At 68.2% G+C, this 371-nt stretch carries 1 protein-coding gene; it reads right to left on the bottom strand.

The window, feature by feature from the left end; translation table 11 throughout:
• Window positions 1-371: AIR synthase related protein (locus ACLZOT_RS50480; RefSeq protein ID WP_416976056.1), on the bottom strand; the 371-nt coding region annotated here is incomplete at both ends.

The raw sequence follows: 371 nt of genomic DNA, 5'->3' as shown, positions 1-371 counted from the left end.
CCACGACGGCGACCGGCCTGGCCCCCATCGCGATGATGTCGCGGACGATGCCGCCGACACCGGTCGCCGCACCCTGGTAGGGCTCGACGTACGACGGGTGGTTGTGCGACTCGACCTTGAAGGTCACGGCGTAACCCTGGCCGACGTCCACCACACCGGCGTTCTCACCGATGCCGACGAGCAGCGCATCCGACTCGGGCGCCTTCTCGCCGAACTGGCGCAGGTGCACCTTGCTGCTCTTGTACGAGCAGTGCTCGGACCACATGACGGAGTACATGGCGAGCTCGGCACCGGTGGGCCGGCGGCCGAGGATCTCCACGACCCGCTCGTACTCGTCCTTCTTCAGACCGAGCTCGGCCCAGGGCAGCTCG

This window comes from Streptomyces sp. 4F14 (assembly GCF_048159485.1).
Taxonomy (GTDB): Bacteria; Actinomycetota; Actinomycetes; order Streptomycetales; family Streptomycetaceae; genus Streptomyces.
Note: the sequence above shows the minus strand (reverse complement) of the source record. Positions and strands in the feature narration are given on the sequence as shown.